The sequence below is a fragment of the Nesterenkonia sp. YGD6 genome, assembly GCF_022565895.1.
Classification (GTDB): Bacteria; Actinomycetota; Actinomycetes; order Actinomycetales; family Micrococcaceae; genus Nesterenkonia.
On record NZ_JAJOYY010000001.1, the window covers coordinates 426,815 to 442,403 of the forward strand.

14 protein-coding genes are annotated in these 15,589 nt (G+C 70.5%); 11 read left to right on the forward strand and 3 right to left on the reverse strand.

Annotation, left to right across the window (positions count from 1 at the left end):
* Positions 1-45: 45 nt before the first annotated feature.
* The 5 genes from LTI14_RS01980 to LTI14_RS02000 all read left to right on the forward strand — a co-directional run bounded on the left by LTI14_RS01980 (position 46) and on the right by LTI14_RS02000 (position 4,818).
* Positions 46-1,368, forward strand: a complete 1,323-nt coding sequence (locus tag LTI14_RS01980; RefSeq protein WP_241475649.1) for a DUF58 domain-containing protein — start codon at positions 46-48, stop codon at positions 1,366-1,368.
* Positions 1,369-1,513: 145 nt separating this feature from the next.
* On the forward strand, positions 1,514-2,668 hold the full coding sequence (gene mnmA / locus LTI14_RS01985) for a tRNA 2-thiouridine(34) synthase MnmA (RefSeq protein WP_241475650.1): 1,155 nt from the start codon (positions 1,514-1,516) through the stop codon (positions 2,666-2,668).
* A 26-nt stretch (positions 2,669-2,694) separates the two neighbouring features.
* Positions 2,695-3,132 carry a chorismate mutase gene (locus LTI14_RS01990; protein WP_241463933.1) on the forward strand — a complete coding sequence of 146 codons (438 nt, stop codon included), beginning with the start codon at positions 2,695-2,697 and terminating at the stop codon, positions 3,130-3,132.
* Entirely contained in the window at positions 3,132-4,271 is a 1,140-nt protein-coding gene (locus LTI14_RS01995; RefSeq protein WP_241475651.1) for a hypothetical protein, read from the forward strand. Before LTI14_RS01990 ends, LTI14_RS01995 begins: the two co-directional genes overlap by 1 nt.
* Positions 4,272-4,404: 133 nt before the next feature.
* Positions 4,405-4,818 (forward strand): VOC family protein, encoded by a 414-nt coding sequence (locus tag LTI14_RS02000; RefSeq protein ID WP_241463930.1) that lies wholly within the window; start codon positions 4,405-4,407, stop codon positions 4,816-4,818.
* Positions 4,819-4,939: 121 nt separating this feature from the next.
* Here the strand turns inward: LTI14_RS02000 and LTI14_RS02005 are convergent, their stop codons facing one another.
* Positions 4,940-6,172, reverse strand: a complete 1,233-nt coding sequence (locus LTI14_RS02005; protein WP_241475652.1) for a cysteine desulfurase family protein — start codon at positions 6,170-6,172, stop codon at positions 4,940-4,942.
* Positions 6,173-6,215: 43 nt separating this feature from the next.
* Between LTI14_RS02005 and LTI14_RS02010 the strand changes: the two genes are divergently transcribed.
* From LTI14_RS02010 to rraA, 4 genes are all read left to right on the forward strand, one after another.
* A complete protein-coding gene (locus LTI14_RS02010) occupies positions 6,216-7,283 on the forward strand; it encodes a J domain-containing protein (RefSeq protein ID WP_241475653.1) in 1,068 nt (355 codons plus the stop codon).
* Positions 7,284-7,367: 84 nt separating this feature from the next.
* The gene (locus LTI14_RS02015; protein ID WP_370642659.1) at positions 7,368-7,850 is read left to right on the forward strand and encodes a tRNA (cytidine(34)-2'-O)-methyltransferase; all 483 of its coding nucleotides are present in this window, start codon (positions 7,368-7,370) and stop codon (positions 7,848-7,850) included.
* A gap of 58 nt (positions 7,851-7,908) precedes the next feature.
* Positions 7,909-9,693: an anti-sigma factor domain-containing protein gene (locus LTI14_RS02020; RefSeq protein WP_241475654.1), complete on the forward strand. Its 1,785-nt coding sequence runs from the start codon at positions 7,909-7,911 to the stop codon at positions 9,691-9,693.
* Positions 9,693-10,229 (forward strand): ribonuclease E activity regulator RraA, encoded by a 537-nt coding sequence (gene rraA / locus LTI14_RS02025; protein WP_241463925.1) that lies wholly within the window; start codon positions 9,693-9,695, stop codon positions 10,227-10,229. Before LTI14_RS02020 ends, rraA begins: the two co-directional genes overlap by 1 nt.
* A gap of 21 nt (positions 10,230-10,250) precedes the next feature.
* Here rraA and LTI14_RS02030 read toward each other — a convergent pair whose 3' ends face one another.
* Both LTI14_RS02030 and LTI14_RS02035 read right to left on the reverse strand, forming a co-directional pair.
* On the reverse strand, positions 10,251-11,000 hold the full coding sequence (locus tag LTI14_RS02030; RefSeq protein WP_241475823.1) for a PIG-L deacetylase family protein: 750 nt from the start codon (positions 10,998-11,000) through the stop codon (positions 10,251-10,253).
* Between the two features lie 37 nt (positions 11,001-11,037).
* Complete coding sequence (locus LTI14_RS02035) at positions 11,038-12,570, reverse strand: S1C family serine protease (protein ID WP_241475658.1); 1,533 nt, start codon at positions 12,568-12,570, stop codon at positions 11,038-11,040.
* A gap of 552 nt (positions 12,571-13,122) precedes the next feature.
* Here LTI14_RS02035 and LTI14_RS02040 point away from each other — a divergent pair.
* Together LTI14_RS02040 and LTI14_RS02045 are read left to right on the forward strand one after the other, a co-directional pair.
* Positions 13,123-14,634, forward strand: a complete 1,512-nt coding sequence (locus LTI14_RS02040; protein ID WP_241475660.1) for a hypothetical protein — start codon at positions 13,123-13,125, stop codon at positions 14,632-14,634.
* A 123-nt stretch (positions 14,635-14,757) separates the two neighbouring features.
* Positions 14,758-15,564, forward strand: coding sequence for a PspA/IM30 family protein (locus LTI14_RS02045; protein ID WP_241463920.1), 807 nt, complete (start codon positions 14,758-14,760; stop codon positions 15,562-15,564).
* Positions 15,565-15,589: the final 25 nt, after the last annotated feature.

Sequence of the window (15,589 nt, forward strand, 5' to 3'; positions counted from 1 at the left end):
AGCTGAGATGGACGCTGCGATGAACTCCGCAGAGGGAGCCGCCCGATGGTCCTGACCCGACGCTTCCTCTACCTGGCGCTGGTGCTGAGCGCCGTCGTCGTCGTGTTCCCGGCCCCGGCCACGCTGCTCGGCTGCGCGCTGCTGCTGGTGCTGCTCGCCGCGCTCGACATGGTCCTCGCCGGCTCCCCGCGCAGCGTGCGGGTGGAGCGCGTGCCCACCACCGACGTGCGGCTGGGTCAGCCGACGACGGCGAGCACCACCGTGCATCACCACGGGTCGCGACGGCTGCGCGGTCAGGTCAAGGACGGCTGGCAGCCCTCCGCCGGCGCGCGCCAGCAGGTCAGTCCGATCCAGCTGGGCCCCGGGTCGAGCTCCCGGATCGAGACGGCGCGGATCGAGACGGCGCTGCGGCCCACCCGCCGCGGAGACCTGCACAGCGAACACCTGAGCCTGCGCTCGATCGGTCCGCTGGGTCTTGCCGGACGCCAGGTGACCCACCGGGTCAGGCACACCCTGCGGGTGCTGCCGCCGTTCCACTCGCGCCGGCATCTGCCCTCGAAGCTGCAGCGGCTGCGCGAGCTCGACGGCGCCACCGCGGTCCAGATCCGCGGGGCCGGGCACGAGTTCGATTCGCTGCGCGACTATGTGCGCGGCGACGATGTGCGCTCCATCGACTGGCGCGCCACGGCCCGGCGGCAGTCCTCCCAGGGCCAGCACCTGGTGGTGCGCACCTGGCGGCCTGAACGTGACCGGCGGGTGATCCTGGCGCTGGACTCTTCCCGCACCTCCGCGGTGCGGATCGAGGACGAGCCGCGGCTGGACTCCGGGATGGAGGCGGCGCTGCTGCTCGGTGCGCTCGCCGCCGGCGCCGGGGATCGGGTGGACTACTTCTCCTTCGACCGCGGGGTCAGCTCCCAGGCCCGCTCCGGGATGCGCGGAGATCTGCTGCACCAGATGGCCGAGGCGATGTCCACGGTGGAGCCCCGCCTGGTGGAGGCCGACTTCTCCCAGCTGCCGGGCCAGATCCGCATGATCAGCTCCCAGCGCAGCCTGCTGGTGGTGCTCACCTCGCTGGACTCGGGGTCCCTGGAGGAGGGCCTGCTCCCGGTGCTGCCGGCGCTGAGCCAGCGCCACCTCGTGGTGCTCGCCGCGGTGCGCGACCCCGAGCTGGACCGGCGAGCGCGAGCCCGGGAGACCACCGGGGAGGTCTACCGTGCGGCCGCCGCCGAGCGGGCGCTGATCGAGAAGGAGGCGCTGCGCCGCCAGCTGGCCTCGCTCGGGGTCGAGGTCGTCGAGGCCACCCCGCACCAGCTGCCCCCGCAGCTCGCCGACACCTATATCCGGCTCAAGGCCTCGGGCCGGCTCTAGCGCCGGCTGCTGACGAGGCACCGCTGGCAGTCGGATGAACGGCGGCTGACCGGCGGGAATGCACCGACCCCCGGGATTGCTGAATACTGGGCATCAGCATCTTCACTTCCACGGAGCGCATCATCGTCGATCGGAAAGTCATCTCATGAAGGTATTGGCAGCCATGTCCGGCGGAGTGGACTCCGCGGTGGCCGCGGCCCGCGCCGTCGACGCCGGCCACGAGGTCGTCGGGGTCCACCTGGCGCTGAGCCGGATGCCCGGCACGCTGCGCACCGGATCCCGCGGCTGCTGCACCATCGAGGACTCCTCCGACGCCTGGCGCGCCTGCGAGAAGCTCGGCATCCCCTTCTACGTCTGGGACTTCTCCGAACGCTTCAAGGCCGACGTGGTCGATGACTTCATCAGCGAATACGCCGCCGGCCGCACCCCGAACCCCTGCATGCGCTGCAACGAGAAGATCAAGTTCGAGGCGCTGCTGGACAAGGCGATCGCGCTGGGCTTCGACGCGGTGGCCACCGGCCACTACGCCAAGGTCTTCCGCGACGCCGAGGGCAGCCCGGAGCTGCACCGGGCAGCGACCTGGACCAAGGATCAGTCCTATGTGCTCGGCGTGCTCACCACCGAGCAGCTCGAGCACTGCATCTTCCCGCTGGGCGAGACCCCCTCGAAGGACCTGGTCCGCGCCGAGGCGGAAGAACGCGGACTCTCGGTGGCGAAGAAGCCCGATTCCCATGACATCTGCTTCATCCCCGACGGCGACACCCGCGGCTGGCTCGCCGAGCAGATCGAGCTGCGCAACGGCCCGATCCTTGATGCCGAGGGCGAGCAGATCGGCGAGCATGAGGGCTCCGAGGCCTACACCGTGGGCCAGCGCCGCGGGCTGAAGCTCGGCCACCCCGCCCCGGACGGCAAGCCCCGCTTCGTGCTGGAGATCCGACCGAAGGACAACACCGTGGTCGCCGGGCCGCGTGAGCTGCTCGAGATCGACCGGCTCACCGGGATCCGGCTCTCCTGGGCCGGAAGTCCGGTGCCCGAGGCCGCCACCGGTGGGTGGTTCTCCCTGGACCTGCAGATCCGCGCCCACGCCGACCCCGTCCCGGCCCGCGCCCGGGTCGAGGCCGAGCACCCGGAGACCTCCACCGGCGCTCCGAGGCTGATGGTGGAGCTCGAGGAGGCCCTCCAGGGAGTGGCCCCCGGACAGACCGCGGTGATGTACCAGGGCACCCGGGTGCTGGGGCAGGCCACCATCGACACCGCCCGTTCGAAGAACTACCAGCCGGTGAGCTCGGCCGCCCGGTAGGCAGGGCGCACCAGTAGGCTGGGTGCATGAGCACAGATCCCCGCGCCGGCGAGGCCGCCGCCCAGGTAGAACCCGAGATCCTCGATGAGCTGCTCTCGATGCGGGCGAGCATCGACAACATCGACGCGACCCTCGTCTACCTGTTGGCCGAGCGGTTCAAGGCCACCCAGCGCGTCGGGGTGCTCAAGGCCAAGCACCAGCTCCCTGCGGCGGATCCGGCCCGGGAGAAGAACCAGATCGCCCGGCTCAAGCGGCTGGCCAATGAGGCCCAGCTCGACCCTGAGTTCGCCGAGAAGTTCCTGAACTTCATCATCGAAGAGGTCATCCGCCACCACGAGGCGATCTCCGCCTCCTCCGGCGCGACCGGCGGCCCGGGGCCGTCCCCGACTGACCCGGCATCGTCGGGAGCCGTCACCGAACCCGCACCCGCCGCCGCTCCCGCCGACGATTCGGCCCGGCGCTGATGCCGCTGCGCTCCACCGCGGCCGGCGTGATGCCGGGGACGAATCTGCTGCGCAGCGCCGAGCTCCAGGCAGCGGAGCTGCCGGCACCGCACCTGCCCGGACTGCCCGAGCTTCCCGGGCGCGGGCTGCACTCCCAGCTGCTGGGCCGCAGCCTCGCCCAGCTCTCCGAGCTCGCCACCGAACTGACCTCCTACGGCTGGCGGCTCACCCAGCGTCCCGGCGCCGATGATCAGCGCGCGCGCGGCTGGCTGCGCTCCGATGTGGACACCTTGGCCGATGTCCGCGGGCAGCGCCGCGAGGCCGGACTGGACACCCCCGACGACGACGGACTCGCCGCTCCCCTGGTGCTCGAGCTGCTGGGACCGATCAGTCTCATGGCGGGGCTCGCGCTGCACTCCGGGGAGAAGGTGCTCACCGACCACGGGGCGCGCCGGGACCTGGCCGCCTCCCTCGCCACGGGGGTCGCCGAACACCTGACCCATGTGCGGCGGGCCTGCGCGCCGTCGTCGTTGACGGTGATCATCACCGAACCCGACTACACCCGCGCTCGCGGCGGGCTGATCCCCACGGTCAGCGGCTACCGGAGCATCCGCGCCCTGGACCGTGAAGAGGCACGCGGCCACCTCGGCCTCATGATCGAGGCCCTCCGACGCACGGGGGTGGAGGAGATTCTGCTGGACCTCGGCGGCAGCGTGGAGCCTGAACACATGCAGGACTTCCGGGCGGCTCAGGGCCCGCGAGCGAGCGGCTTCAGCGTCGATCTCACCGTGATGCAGGCACTCGGCTGGGAACGCACCGCCGAACTGGTGGAATCCGGTGCCACCATGCTCGCCTCCACGCTGACCGGCGCCGAGACCGCCGCGGCCGCGCGTCCTGCCTCACGGGACGCCGCACGCCGCGGTGAGACCCAGCTCCCCCCGGTCAGTGACATCGCGCGGCGGCTGCGCGGACCCTGGGACCGGCTCGGGATGCCGCTGAACAGCCTGGAGAGCTTCATCCTGGTGGGCTCCGCGGACCGCCACCAGGGGGAACCAGCCCGCTCACAGTTCGCCGCGCTGACCGAGCCCGCCGCGATGCGGGTGCTCACCCGGGTGCGCGACACCGCCGAGGCGCTGCGCGACCAGATCCGCGAGGCCTGAGCGGCTCATCCCCGCCCGGTCCAAGCGCCCCTTCCCTCGCGTGGGCACTCTGCGGTGGAATGGCCCCGTACGCGGACCCGCTTGCCGCCGCAAGCCGCCCACGCAAAGGGCACAGCACCCGAGAGAGGCCCCGATGGAGCAGCGACTCTCCCTGATCACCCTCGCTGTGAGCGATCTGCCCGCAACCCGGCGCTTCTACGTCGACGGTCTCGGCTGGGCGCCCAGCGTGGAGGCCCCGGGGGTGCTGATGCTGCGCGCCGGGGCGCACCTGCTGCTCTCGCTCTGGGATCGCGGCGAGTTCGAGGCCGAGGTGGGCCCGATCATGACCGGCGACGGGGTAGCGCCGCTGACCCTGGCGCATAATGTGGCCACCCGTCAGCAGGTCGACGCGGTCCTGGACCAGGCACGCGACGCCGGCGCGACGGCGATCCAGCCGGCCGAGCGCCGCGAATGGGGCGGCTACAGCGGGTACTTCGCCGATCCGGACGGGTTCCGCTGGGAGATCGCCTGCGCGCCGGGCGAGGTCAACGACATCGTCCTGCCCTGAGCTGAGCCCTCGACCGCATCCCCGTTCGCTGGGCGCTGGGCGCTCTGCGGGGGATCAGACGCCGCCGGGACCCGCATTCCGTCGCAGACCGCCCCGCGCAGTGCGCTTCTTGCTCCCCGGTTCAGCGCCGGGCGGCGGCCATTCCGGCGCTGCGCGCCTGGGCGATCACCGCGGGCAGCGCGGCGGCCAGCGCGGCGACGTCGCGCTCCGTCGTCGTCCAGCCCAGGGTGAAGCGCTGGGCGCCGCGGGACTGTTCCTCGCTGAGGCCCATCGCCAGCAGCACGTGGGAGGGACGCGGGACCCCTGCGGTGCAGGCCGAGCCGGTGGCGGTGTCGAAGCCGGCCATGTCCAGCATGAACAGCAGCGAATCACCCTCGGCGTCGTCCACGGTGATGTGCAGGTTGTTCGGCAGCCGCAGCTCCGGGTGAGTCCGCGGGTCCGGTCCGCGCAGCGTCACCCCGTCGAGTTCGACGACGGCGGCCAGCAGCTGATCGCGCAGCCGCGCCAGCCGCTGGGACTCCTGCGGCTGGGAGGCGACCAGCTCCTCGGCCACGGCGGCGAAGGAGCAGATCCCGGCGACGTCGAGGGTGCCGGAACGGATGTCGCGCTCCTGGCCTCCGCCGTGCAGCACCGGGGTCAGCACCACGTCCCGGCGGACCAGCAGCGCACCGATCCCCACCGGGGCGCCGATCTTGTGTCCGCTGATCGCCAGGGTCGCCGCACCGGACTCGCGGAAGCTCAGCGGGGCCACACCGGCCGGCAGCGAGCCGAACGCCTGGACCGCATCGGTGTGCAGCGGCACCCCGAAACGTGCGCAGAGCTCCCCGATCTGCGCCACCGGCTGGATCGCGCCGGTCTCATTATTGGCCCACATCACGGTGACCAGCGCGACGGACTCCGCCGAGGCCGCGAGGGTCGCCTCGAGTGCGCGCAGGTCCACGATCCCGTGGGCGTCGACGGCGATGATCCCGAGCTCGGCACCCTCGTGGGCCGCGAGCCATTCGGCGGTCTCGAGCACCGCGTGATGTTCGATCCCGGGCAGCAGGATCCGACGCCGGGCCGGCTCCTGCGCGCGGCGCTGCCAGTAGAGCCCCTTGACCGCGAGGTTGTCCGCCTCGGTGCCTCCTGAGGTGAAGATCACTTCGGACGGGTCGGCTCCGAGAGCGCGGGCGAGCTGCTCACGGGCGGAGTCCACCGCCAGGCGGGCGCGGCGGCCGGAGCCGTGGAGCGAGGAGGGGTTCGACAGGGCGGGCATCACCTCGGTGAGCACACGCATCGCGGTGGGCTTGATCGGGGTGGTGGCGGCGTGGTCGAAGTAGGATCCGCCGGGCAGGGCGTCGGGTGCAGATGACATCGTGTCCACGATTCTACGCTTTTGGGGCTATCGTGAATCTTCGATGAGCAGTCACCCCGGAGATCTCTACAGCGTGCTGGGCATCGGCCCCGACGCCGACGCCCAGGCTGTTCGCGCGGCCTATCGCAAGCAGGCTCGGCGCGCCCATCCCGACGCCGGCGGCACGGCCGAGGAGTTCCATGAGGTCCAGTCCGCCTGGGAGGTCCTCGGCGATGAATCCGCCCGGGCCGCCTATGACCGCAGGCTGCGCCAGCCGCAGCGCGCGGAGACCGATGAGGATGCTGAGACCGACGGGCCCACCTACGGCCGTGGCCCCGGGTTCGGCGGCACCGGCTTCGGCGGATCCGGTGCGGCGTTTCGGACCACCGCCTCGGGCAGCACCTCGGCGCGCTCGTCCAGCGCGGACTCTGCCCGCACGCCGTCGGGGACCGCCCACCTGGCCCCGGTCTACATCCCGGACCTCTCCCGGCCTGAGCCGCTCTCGCTGCCGCTGACCAGCCAGCGCACCCATGGCCGCTTCGCCTCCCGCGGGATCTTCGGCGGAGGGCGTGCCCGCCGGGCCGAACGGATGGGCGCCCTGCTGGAGAAGCACGTCCTGGCCGAGCTGCCCACCGCACGGCTGTTCAACGCGGTGGCGCTGGAACCGGCGGGGAAGGATCGCCGCGGAGCCAGCCGGGCCCCGCGCGGACCAGCCGTCGATCACGTCCTGGTCTGCGGCGACACTCTGGTGGTGGTCTCCTCCCTCGAGGTGCCCGCCGCAGCCGCATCCTGGGATGGCCGCAGGCTTCACGCCGCCGGCCGCTCGCTGGCCCTGCCTGACCTCACCGGGGAGTCCCGGCTCCTGCGGGCCACGCTGGAGGCGGCGATGCGCGAGACCGGCCGTGAGACCAGCCTGAACCTGGGTCAGCAGATCGTGCTTCACTCCCCCGACGGCGGCATGCAGAGCCCAGTCGTGGAGTCACGCGGCACCGGAGCCGGACGGGCCCCGCTGGCGCCGGCGCGCGCCTTCCGCAGCATCCGCGAACAGCTCGCCGCCTCCGCGCAGGCCAACGTCATCGACCGGCACCTGCTCGCCGCGCTGCGCAGGCAGCTGCAGCACCCGCAGGAATAGCGGACCCGCCGGCGTCGTCGCCCCTCCCTGCGCCGGCGCCCGGCCGGAGCCCCACCGCACCCGGCCGCGCCCGGCGCCGGTAGGATGACCGGCGTGAACACTCCGATTCGTGTGCTGGTGGACCAGCCTGAGATCCCCGGCAACACCGGCAACCTGATCCGGCTGGCCGCGGTCACCGGGGTGGAGCTGCATCTGGCCGAGCCGATCGGCTTCGACTTCGCCGACGCCAAGCTGCGCCGAGCCGGACTCGATTACCACGATCTGGCGGTGATGACCGTGCACCCGAGCCTGGAGGCCGCGTATGCGGCGCTGGCCCCGGAGCGCATCTTCGCCTTCACCGGCGAGGGCAGCGTCACGCACACCTCGGTCACCTACCGCAGCGGCGATGTGCTGCTCTTCGGCCGAGAATCCACCGGGCTCGATGATGCGGTCAAGGCCGATCCCCGGATCACCGAGCGGGTGCGAATCCCGATGCTCGCCTCCCGCCGGTCGCTGAACCTGGCGAACTCGGTCTCGATCGCCGTCTACGAAGCATGGCGTCAGGACGGTTTCACCGGGGCCGTCTGAGGCTCATCAGGGTGTTGGTGACGCTTGAAGCCGCTGAGGATCGATACACTCACCAACCATGGACACCGCCTCTGACCGCCCTGCCTCGGACCGCCCCGACGACCGTCCCGACGGCGGTCTGACCCGCGCAGAAGTTGACCGCGGATCCGCACATGAGACCTCTGGTCTCGAGGACTCCGGAAGTCGTGAGACCTCCTCCGAAGACGCGCAGCTCGACGGGGCTGAACGCACCGAGGACGGGTACACCGAGGCCGGGTACACCGAGGATGGGCACACCGCGGCGGAGCATGACGGTCCCGAGTACGACGACGTCGACCAGCCCGACTCCGCCGATCCGCACCGCGACCCGACGCTGAGCGAACTCCTCGCCGCTTCAGCCCGCGGATACCAGCCTTCCTTCGCCACCTTCTACGAGGCCACCTCCGACGTGGTCTACGGCTTGGCGCTGCTCATGCACGAGGACCCCGAGGGGGCGCAGAGGTCCACGCTGGCGGTCTATCAGCAGCTCTGGGACCAGGCCGATGAGCGCGCCCAGGATCTCCGGCTGCAGTCCCAGGCCTCGGAGCTGCTCACCGATGAGCATGCCGCCGACGAACAGGCCCCCGACGACGCCTACCGGCCCACCGAGTACGAGCTGGTCCTGGAATGGCTGGTGCCGCTGGCGCATCGGATCATCGTGGAGCGCTTCCGAGACGGCCTGGCCACACCGATCCAGCTCTCCGTGGTCCCGGCCGAGGAGGGCGGTGGCATCGCGGGTCTTCCCGAGGAGATCATCGATGACATCAGTGTGCTCTCGGACTCCCAGTCCCAGGCACTGGCGCTGAGCTATCTTGCCGGCTACACGCACCAAGAGGTGGCCGCGACGGTGCGGGCCGCCGTTCCGGCGGTGAAGTCACGTCTGCGTGACGGCATGACCCGGATGCACGCCCGGCGCACCAACCGTGAGGCGGAGCTGGATCCGATCCTGCGCGCAGCGGTGACGAAGAAGGACGTGCAACGCTCCGGCGCGGTCAACCGGAACTTCACCGAGGACATCGCCGCCGACGTGGAGCACGGGCTGCTCGTGGAGCTCGCCGAGATCCACGCCCTGGACGCCATCGACAACCGGGAACGCGCCGTGCTGGATGCGGCCGCAGTGACCGCGAACGAAGCCACCGCGCGCGCCTGGGACACCCGGGTGCTCTCCGCCCGACGCACCCTCGCCGAGGTCTTCACCGCCTACCCGGTCGTCCCGCCTGGGCAGCTGCTCGATGAGGTGCTGCACAACCTCTCCGATCAAGACGTCGGGATGGGGATGGTGGAGTCCATCTCCAGCCACACCGAGGTTGCGCCGAAGCGGGAGCCTCTGGTGAAGCGCTGGATGATCGTGACCGGACTCGCCGTCGTGGTGCTTGCCGCGATCCTGCTCATCTGGAGCTTGACCGTGGGTCAGGACGTGCAGGCCACTGCCGACGGGGACCCCGAGGCGCGGGTCGTCGACGGCATCGAGCTCGCCGAGGGGGGCACCGCACGGGCGGTGATCTCCGCGGCCGAGAACGTCGGCTACGTGGACTTCTCCGAGGTCGGCGAGCTCGAGGGCGACGCCACCTACCAGCTCTGGCTGATGCCGCGCGACGACGGCCAGCCCAGTTCGCTGGGCAACTTCACCGCCGCCGAGCTCGAGGAGGAGGTCGTCACCCTGCGCAACGTCGAGTCGAACCGGGCGCTGCAGATCACCGTCGAGCAGATCCGCGGCGAGGAACGCCCGACAGGCGAGACGGTCGGAGAGATCGAGATGCGCGAACGAGTCACCGATGGCCCGCAGTACGGCGGGTCCGCCGACGAGGATGAGGAAGAGGACTGATGAGCGCAGAATCCGTGCCCACCCCCAGCACCGACCCTGAGCCTGCTGCAGGCCCTGAGCCCACCGGCTCTGACTTCGCGACCTGCGACCTCTACGACGCCGATGAGTCTCTGCAGTCGCTCTCGCTGCAGCTGCTGAACCTCGGCGGCCGCGCCCGCTTCACCGGCCCGATCCGGACCATCAGCTGCCACCGGGACAACGGCCTGGTCAAAGAGCTGCTGAACTCCCCCGGCGCCGGCGCTGTGCTCGTCGTCGACGGTGCAGGCTCGCTCGACTCGGCTCTGCTCGGGGATATGATCGCCGCCTCGGCGATCGAGAACGGCTGGGCCGGAGTGGTCATCCACGGCGCCGTCAGGGACCGTGAGCAGCTGGCCGAGATGGATCTCGGGGTGCGCGCGCTGGGCTCTAACCCACGGAAGTCGGTCAAGGACGGGCTGGGCGAGGTCGACGTGCCGGTCCAGTTCGGCGGCGTCACCTTCGTGCCGGGAGCCACCCTGTGGTCCGACGCCGACGGCGTGCTGGTCACCCCCGCCTGAGCCGCAGAACTCGGCTGGGCCTCAGAACCCGCTGATCGTGTCCGGCGCGTTGACCGTGACCCAGTGGAACTCCTCGGCGAAGCCGCCGGCACCGTGGATCTCGCGCATCTGCTCCAGCACGAAGTCCTCCATCCGCACGGCGTCGGGATGCTGACTGAAGTGTGCCCGCAGCGCGGTCATCTTCGCTGACTCCTGGCCGGTGACGTCGAGGCGGAGGTTCACCCGCTCCTGCGGGGCGGTGGTCAGCAGCAGATGCCGGATCTTGAACGCCTCGAGGCCCGCGGCGGCGAGCTCCGGGTAGGCGAAGGGGTTCTCCACATACGGGTAGGAGGCACGAACCACCGCCTCACCACAGGCCAGATGATCAGGGTGGGCCTTCTGCAGCCGGTCCCAGGCGCGCTCCGGATGCGGTGAGATGACCACTTCGGGCCTGACCTGACGCATGATCCGCACGATCTTCCCGACCAGCTCGGCAGTGGGCGCGACGAAGCCGTCCCGCTCGTCGAGCAGGATCACCTCGTCCACCCCGAGCGCCGCGGCCGCCTGGCGCTGTTCAGCCTCACGCACCCGGGCCATCTCGGCCCCGTCACGCCCGGGCTCGAAGCCGCCGGCATCGCCTGCGGTGAGCAGGCACAGGGTCACCTCCACGCCCGCCGCGGTGAAGGCTGCGATGCTGCCCGCCGCGCCGAAGTCGATGTCATCGGGATGGGCGCCGAAGGCCAGCACCCGGCTGATGTCGTGCTCGGCAGCGAGCTGAGCGGGGGTCGTCAGCGCCGAGCCAGAGGCTCTGGCTGCGAGAACGTCAGACTCAGGTCGCGCCAAGGGTCACCTCTGCCTCTTCCTGCTGCCCGTCCCGCACGAAGCTGATCGTCACGCTCTCACCGGCCGGGTATTCACGGATCGTGGCGGTCAGCGCGAGGGAGTCTTCGATCCGCCGGTCGTTGACCGCGGTGATGATGTCACCGGTCTCCAGGCCGGCCTCGGCGGCCGGGGTGTTGCCAGGAACATCATCGATCAGCGCGCCGACGGTGAAGCCGGGCATCACCGGAGCGAGTCCTGGCTCGGCCTCCTCCGGAACCTCCTGGGAACCGGCGGCGGCGACCGTGACCCCGAGCAGCCCGTGCGAGACCTCGCCGGTGTCGATCAGCTCCTGCGCGACTCGCTGCGCATAGTCGATCGGCACGGCAAAGCCCACGCCGATGGATCCGGCGTCGGTCTCTGCCGCCCCGCCCGAGGAGGCGATGGCGACGTTGACTCCGATCACCCGGCCCTCCCCGTCTACCAGGGCGCCGCCGGAGTTGCCGCGGTTGATCGCGGCGTCGGTCTGGATCACGTTGAGATGGATCGAGCCCTGGGTGGGGGACCCTTCCATGTCCGGGAAGTAGAACTCGAAGCCGTCCTCCTCGACACCCTCCTCAGGGGCCTCCGGGGCATCGGCACCCTCGTCCTCCACCGCGGAGGAGGCGACCGAGATGGTGCGGTTCAGGGTGGAGACGATGCCGTCGGTGACCGTGCCGGAGAGGCCGAGCGGGGCGCCGATGGCGATCGACTGGTCCCCGACGTTGAGGTCACCGGAGGAGCCCAGCTCGGCGGGCTGGATCCCCTCGATGTCCTCCAGCTGGACGACGGCGAGGTCGCTCAGCGGGTCGGTGCCCACCAGCGTGGCGTCGGACACCGAGCCGTCGCTCATCCGGACTTGGATGTCGGGGTCGGGAGCGGCTCCGCCGAGGGTCACCACGTGGGTGTTGGTCAGCACATGGCCTTCCTCATCGAGGATGATGCCCGAGCCCGAGCCGCCCTGTCCGCCTTCGCTGACCGCCAACGTCACCACCGAAGGAGAGGCCTTCGCCGCCGCGGCGGTGACCACGGTGGCAGAGTCGGGGTTGTTGATCTCGATCCCGCCGGTCGAAGAGGTGCTGATCCCCCCATCGTCGAGCACCGCCTGGCTGCCTGCCACCACACCGCCGCCGAGCAGTCCGGCGAGCAGCACCGCGAGCGCCAGGCCGCCGACGCCCACCGTGCGCTTGGGGCGCGGCTGCTGGCTGGGATCAACGAAGGCAGCCCCGGAGCCGTACCCGCCATAGGCGTCATAGCCCTGCCCGGCATAGGAGGGGTCCTGGTCGTACTGGGCCTGGCCGTACTGGGCCTGGCCGTACTGGGCCTGGCCGTACTGGGCCTGACCGTACGGACCCTGCTGATACGCGCTCTGGCTGTACTGCTCGTGGCCGTACGGGCCCTGGCCGTGCCCGCTCTGACCGTAGCCGCCCTCCCCGGAGGGGGACTGCTGGGCTCCCGGCGCGCCTGAGGGAGAGGCTGGCCATCCGGCGGAATAGGACTCCACCCCGGACGGTCCCCCCGAACCCGCGTCCGAACCCGTCTGCGGGCCGGGCGCAGTCTGCTCCGCTGAATCCCGCTCCCCTGGTCCAGCCGAAGCAGACGCAGGGAAGACAGGATCGATCCGCGCGGTGGCATCCTCCGGAGGGTCGACGTCGTCCCGGCGAGGGCCGTTGTGCGGATCTGAACTCATGGTGGAACCTGCCTTTGTGGTCTTGCGGTGCAATAGTGTGGCGGCCGGAGCGTGACACGCATGCTCTCGCTGGCTCGACTGCTATTGTCAGCGCTCATCCTGTATCGATGACGATAACGGCCTGGGCGCCTCCTGGACGATTCCCGGAGACGCCGAGTGCCTGACGTGCGGCGGAAAGGACTTTCGAGGTGACCCGCACCCGGAAGCCCGCGATCCGCGCGCCGCACCCCCGCCGGCCCGCCCACCTCCGCCCTCTGGGACGCCAGGACGCCGGGATTCGGGCCTGCGGACCCCGCCTCCTACGCTCACAGACGAGCTGACCGTTCCCCGATAGACGATGTCTGAGGCCACTTATAGACTCGGCCCATGGTGCCCGACGTACTCCTCAATCCGCCCATCACCCTCGGGATGTTCGTCATCGGCCCGCTGCTGATCGGTGCAGTCATCCTTGGCCTGATCGGTCTCGGTGCAGTGTGGCTCTCCGGCGGCAAGAAGCAGGACCGCCGGCTCCAGGGCTTCGCGAACAACCAGCAGCTCTCCGGCGGCCAGAACTCTCGAGCCGGCTCCGCGGAGGAGCGTCGGCTGGCCAAGATGAGCCTCGAGGAGCTCCGCCGCGAAGCCGGTTCCCTGCTGATCGCAGCGGACAACGCGGTGAACTCCTCCGAGCAGGAGATCCTCTTCGCCAGCGCCGCCTACGGCGATGAGCAGGTCGCCCCGTTCCAGAAGGACGTGGACGAGGCGCGGGAGCACCTTCAGGAGTCCTTCCGGATGCAGCACACGGTCGACCGCGACCCGCCGGAGGACGAGGAGCAGGCGCGCGAGCTGCTGCGCAAGGTCATCGCCAACTGCCAGCGGGTCAACGAGACCCTCGAGTCGCACCGCCAGGACTTCGAGTCCCTGCGCAGCCTCGAACTTGACCCGCGCCCGGCTCTGGACCAGCTGCGCACCCGGATCGGTGAGTTCCGCAGCCGCCGTGAGCAGGCCGCGAAGCGCCTGCCCGACCTGCAGTCTAGATACGACGACGACGCGCTCACCTCCTTCACCGAAGCCCTGACACACTCCGCTCGCAGCCTCCAGCACGCTGACACCTCGGCCGATGACGCCGAGAAGGCGCTCACCGGCTCAGCGGCGTCGGACGCGGTCGTCGCGATCCACGCTGGAGAAGAAGCCGCCGGGGAGGCCGGAAAGCTGATCGACTCCCTCGAGGAGACCCAGCTGCGGCTGCGCAGCGCCGAACAGAATCTCGGCATCGGACTGGACCAGACCGAGCAGGACATCGCCCAGGCCCGCGCCACCATGCAGGCGGGCCAGTCGGCAGAGCTGGCCGGACCCATCGCCGCCGCCGAGGCAGCGGTCAAGCAGGTCCGGCGCGCCCTGGACTCCGGGGAGAAGACCAACCCGCTGGAGCTGCTGAACTCGCTGGAGATCGCCCACCGGGAGCTCGACGAGCCGCTGAACGCTGTCCGCGACCAGCAGGCCAGGGACCGGCGAGCCCGCGAAGTGCTGCAGACCGAGATCCTCACCGCCCGGCACCAGGTGCAGTCCTCCCGGGACTACCTGCGCTCCAAGCGCAGCGGCGCCACCTCAAGGACCCGGATGGCCGAGGCCGAACGCACCCTCGCCGAAGCCGAATCCATCGGAGACGGCCAGCCTGCCAAGGCCCTGGAGCTGGCCACCCAGGCCAAGACGCTGGCCGTGCAGGCAGCCCAGATCGCCCGACAGGAATCGGCCGAGGATGCACTCAGCGGCGGCGGAGGCTACGGCGGCGGGTTCGGCGGCGGGTTCGGCGGATTCGGCATGCCGGGCGGCTACGGCTACCCCGGCGGCCGCAGGCCCATGGGCGGGGGCGGCTTCGGGCGCCGTCGGCGGATGTTCTGACGCAGAAATATCGAGCAGCTGGGTCTTCACCGGAGCCGCGCCATGGCCGTGACCAGCACCCGTGACTAGTATCGACAACGTGAGCAATCGATAGACATTGATACACAAGGAAAGGTGAACACTGTGAGCAAGCAGTCCATTTTAGGTCGCATGTCCCAGCTGGTACGCGCGAACGTCAACGCCATGCTGGATCGCTCCGAGGACCCGGAGAAGATGCTCGACCAGATGGTCCGAGACTTCACCAACAACATCGCAGAGGCCGAAGAGGCGATCGCCCAGACCATCGGCAACCTGCGCATGATGGAGGACGACTACAGCGAGGATCTCGAGAACTCACGGTCCTGGGGCCAGAAGGCACTCGCCGCGTCCCGCAAGGCCGACGAGTTCCGCGACGGCGGCAACACCGAGAACGCGCAGAAGTTCGACAACCTGGCCAAGGTCGCCATCCAGCGTCAGATGGAGGCGGAGTCCTCGGCGAAGTCCGCCGAGCCGACCATCACCTCCCAGCGCGAGATCGTGGACCGGCTCAAGACCGGCCTCGAGCAGATGAAGACCAAGCGTCAGCAGCTGGTGAGCAAGCGTGACGAGCTGATCGCCCGTTCCCGCGCCGCGCACGCCCAGTCCCAGGTCCACGACGCGGTGAAGACCATCGACGTGATGGACCCGACCTCCGAGGTGGGACGCTTCGAGGAGAAGATCCGCCGCGAAGAGGCCAAGGTGCGCGGGCAGAACGAGCTGGCCGCCTCCTCGCTGGACGCGCAGTTCGAATCCCTGGAGGACCTCGGCGAACAGGCCGAGGTCGACGCCCGGCTCGCGGCGCTGAAGTCCGGCAGCTCCGCGCCGGCAGCCCTGGGCGCCGGGTCCTCAGATGGCCAGGCCACCGAGGACTACACCGCGCAGCTCGAAGCTGAGGAACGCGACCGCGCCTGAGCGCAGTATGACGTCGGTTCGGCGG

Bases quoted from the DNA above. Each gene is read 5' to 3' on its own strand.
- LTI14_RS02040 (WP_241475660.1), top strand. From the start codon at position 13,123: ATGGTGCCCGACGTACTCCTCAATCCGCCCATCACCCTCGGGATGTTC.
- LTI14_RS01980 (WP_241475649.1), top strand. From the start codon at position 46: ATGGTCCTGACCCGACGCTTCCTCTACCTGGCGCTGGTGCTGAGCGCC.
- rraA (WP_241463925.1), top strand. From the start codon at position 9,693: ATGAGCGCAGAATCCGTGCCCACCCCCAGCACCGACCCTGAGCCTGCT.
- LTI14_RS02020 (WP_241475654.1), top strand. From the start codon at position 7,909: ATGGACACCGCCTCTGACCGCCCTGCCTCGGACCGCCCCGACGACCGT.
- LTI14_RS02010 (WP_241475653.1), top strand. From the start codon at position 6,216: ATGAGCAGTCACCCCGGAGATCTCTACAGCGTGCTGGGCATCGGCCCC.
- mnmA (WP_241475650.1), top strand. From the start codon at position 1,514: ATGAAGGTATTGGCAGCCATGTCCGGCGGAGTGGACTCCGCGGTGGCC.
- LTI14_RS01990 (WP_241463933.1), top strand. From the start codon at position 2,695: ATGAGCACAGATCCCCGCGCCGGCGAGGCCGCCGCCCAGGTAGAACCC.
- LTI14_RS02005 (WP_241475652.1), bottom strand. From the start codon at position 6,172: ATGTCATCTGCACCCGACGCCCTGCCCGGCGGATCCTACTTCGACCAC.
- LTI14_RS02015 (WP_370642659.1), top strand. From the start codon at position 7,368: ATGACCGGCGTGAACACTCCGATTCGTGTGCTGGTGGACCAGCCTGAG.
- LTI14_RS01995 (WP_241475651.1), top strand. From the start codon at position 3,132: ATGCCGCTGCGCTCCACCGCGGCCGGCGTGATGCCGGGGACGAATCTG.
- LTI14_RS02000 (WP_241463930.1), top strand. From the start codon at position 4,405: ATGGAGCAGCGACTCTCCCTGATCACCCTCGCTGTGAGCGATCTGCCC.